The organism is Coprococcus sp. RTP21428st1_C9_RTP21428_210409, assembly GCF_040227395.1.
In the GTDB taxonomy this organism is placed as follows: Bacteria; Bacillota; Clostridia; order Lachnospirales; family Lachnospiraceae; genus Coprococcus; species Coprococcus aceti.
On sequence record NZ_JBEHVV010000127.1, the window covers coordinates 1 to 2,702 of the forward strand.

3 protein-coding genes are annotated in these 2,702 nt (G+C 43.1%); all 3 read right to left on the reverse strand.

The features are described 5' to 3' along the window. A partial coding sequence (locus ABUA34_RS14065; RefSeq protein ID WP_349823522.1) for a ribonuclease R family protein occupies nucleotides 1-1,159 on the reverse strand: 1,159 nt, incomplete at its 3' end. Nucleotides 1,160-1,275: 116 nt separating this feature from the next. After that, complete coding sequence (secG, locus tag ABUA34_RS14070; protein ID WP_015534991.1) at nucleotides 1,276-1,527, reverse strand: preprotein translocase subunit SecG; 252 nt, start codon at nucleotides 1,525-1,527, stop codon at nucleotides 1,276-1,278. Between the two features lie 91 nt (nucleotides 1,528-1,618). After that, nucleotides 1,619-2,702 (reverse strand): YfhO family protein (locus tag ABUA34_RS14075; RefSeq protein ID WP_349823523.1); only part of this gene is annotated, 1,084 nt, incomplete at its 5' end.

The following is a 2,702-nucleotide window of genomic DNA, read 5'->3' on the forward strand; positions in this document are numbered from 1 at the left end:
CCCCTGGATCGTGATCCTCGACAATTGCAGACACACTTGTATATGACATTCTACGGTCCACATTGATCACAGTCTCACATATCTTATGTCCTACTATGTGGCCCTTCTGATCTATGTCCATAAGGCAGCTCAGCGCCAATCTGTCCTGCCCTTCATTCAGCGAACAGATACCATTTGACAGCTTGTGCGGAAGCATAGGTATTACCCTGTCCACGAGATAACAGCTTGTACCTCTGTTAAGTGCCTCTTTATCCAGAGGGGAATTCTCCTTTACATAGTGGGTCACGTCAGCTATGTGCACACCAAGCTTGTACATTCCGTCCGCCTCATAGAGTGTTATGGCATCGTCCAGGTCTTTTGCATCCTCGCCATCTATCGTCACTGTCTGAAGATGTCGGAGATCCGTTCTGCCTGCCATCTCCGATGCGCTGACAAAATCAGGGATCTGTGAGAGGCTGTCCATGACCTCGTCAGGAAAATCGACTGGAATGTCCAGAGCTCTGACCACAGACAGCACGTCACTCTCCGGATCATTTATATGTCCAAGTATCTCTATAATCTTTCCCTCCGGAGACTTCACTTTGTCTCCATAACTGATGATCTCCGCCACAACCTTATGTCCAGCCATGGCGCCCATGGAATTTTCCTTGGATATAAATATGTCTCCATCTATTTTCAGATTGTCAGGTATGACAAATCCAAAGTTCTTATTCTTCTGATAGACTCCGACAACCTTCTTTAGTCCACGCTCAAGTACCTTTATAACCGATGCTTCCTGCTTCATTCCCTTCGGTCTGTCCTCCGCACGTATGAGGACTGTATCACCGTGGAACGCTCCCATGGTATTCTTCTCAGGGACAAAGAAATCCTCCTTCATGCCCTCAACGCGGACAAATCCAAAACCTCTCTGATTGCCGATAAATGTTCCCTTGTATGTCCCTTCTCCGACCTTCTGATATCGCCCTTTTGCCGATCTGATGATCAGTCCCTCCTCTGTGAGGTCATTCAGTATATCGAGAAATGTCTGTCTCTCATCTCCCGGGACCTGAAGGAATGTACACATCTCCTTGAACTTCATAGGCGGATAATCATCATCGCATATAAATTCATATACCGTCTGTTTTCTTCTGTTGTATAACTCCAAATCCTTATTATCCATAACAAACCCTTTCTATATACATTATGCCCGCATCCCTACCGCACAAATACATTGCATAATGAGCAAAAAAATGCTTACATATATCAGTTAATATATGTAAGCATCAGAAATCATTATTAGTTGAAAAGCTTTGAGTCAAGCAGTAATGCAAGTACAAAGAAGAGAACTGTGAGAACTGCTGTTATCTTCTTAAGTATCTCCTGCTTTGAGCTTCCCTTATTCTTGCTCCAGTAGGAATTGTCAAATCCGCCGCCTGCTCCTGATATGGAACTTGTAAGGCTCGCATCCTTTCCTTCCTGTGAAAGAACCACTATTGCTAATACTATACATACTATAACATAAATTACCATTAATATTGTCTTCAGCATCTTAACACCTCCGTTTCCGAAAAAATGGTGTGTGTATAATTTTAACACCAACTTGAAACATAATAACACAACAAAATAATATATTCAATAACTATTTTCTTCGTTTTCTGTAAAACTCCGCAAATACCAGCATTGCGATACCTATTATCGAACAGGCAATACCTGCGCCTGCATATTTCACATGGAATTTCATCTCAACAACATTCTCACCCTCAACAAGACTTATAGAATACAGGCTGTCTACCACCTTATCCGGCTGTACCTTCTGGCCGTTAACTTTGACTGTCCAACCATCACAGTAAGGAATAGATGTGAATAAACTCTGTCCTTCCTTGGCATTTACAACAAATTCTGCGCTGCCATTTTCTATATCCATCACATCAGGGGTATTTTTCTCAAGCTCCTCTGCTATGCTTTTCAGCAAATCCAGATCAAGAACATAAAACTGCTCTGCTCCATCATCCAGATCTAGCTTCTGCTTTGAGTGAAGCACAACCTTGTAGTAATCACGATCCTCATTTACAGGAATATTGAACACTGACGGCGAAAGCCATCTGGCATATCCGGTTCTGTATATTCCATTGACATTCAGCTTTGCGTTAAACAGACTGTTCCATGGGATATTGCCATAAGCGATGTAATTGCCTTCCGGGATCTCCATCTTGTATACACGCTTCTTCGCTTTACTTACAACCGTCTCGTACTTTAAAGGCTTATAGATCTCAACCTTTCTGCCGAGCAGCTCGCTGTAGAGCTCATTTTGATATTCAAACGGATTGCCGTTATATTTTGCCGCTGTATATTTGCCTGAATCATATACAAATGCCATAGGCAGGCTGTATGGGTTCTCGTATACACCGGCTCCATTTGCATTGTCTGCAATATCCTCTACTTTATCCATGCCCTCCAAAGCATAATCAGATACGATGTATCTGACTCCCAGCAGTGAATCAGTTCCAAGCACCGGCATGTTGACAACACTTAGGTTATCGCCTTCGCTCCTGTATCCCGTGTCCACAAGGAAGTTCAGCACTGTGCTGTCAGCGGTTGACACATACGATCCTATCGCCCAATACCCATAACCAAACGACTCGTCATAATGATATGTACCCAGAATCCTGGACACATATTTATGAACTAGGCTGAACACATGGATGCTATCCTGTATTGTACAG

What these genes read in the sequence shown, in the direction of transcription:
- secG (WP_015534991.1), bottom strand. Translation starts at nt 1,527, where the DNA reads ATGCTGAAGACAATATTAATGGTAATTTATGTTATAGTATGTATAGTA.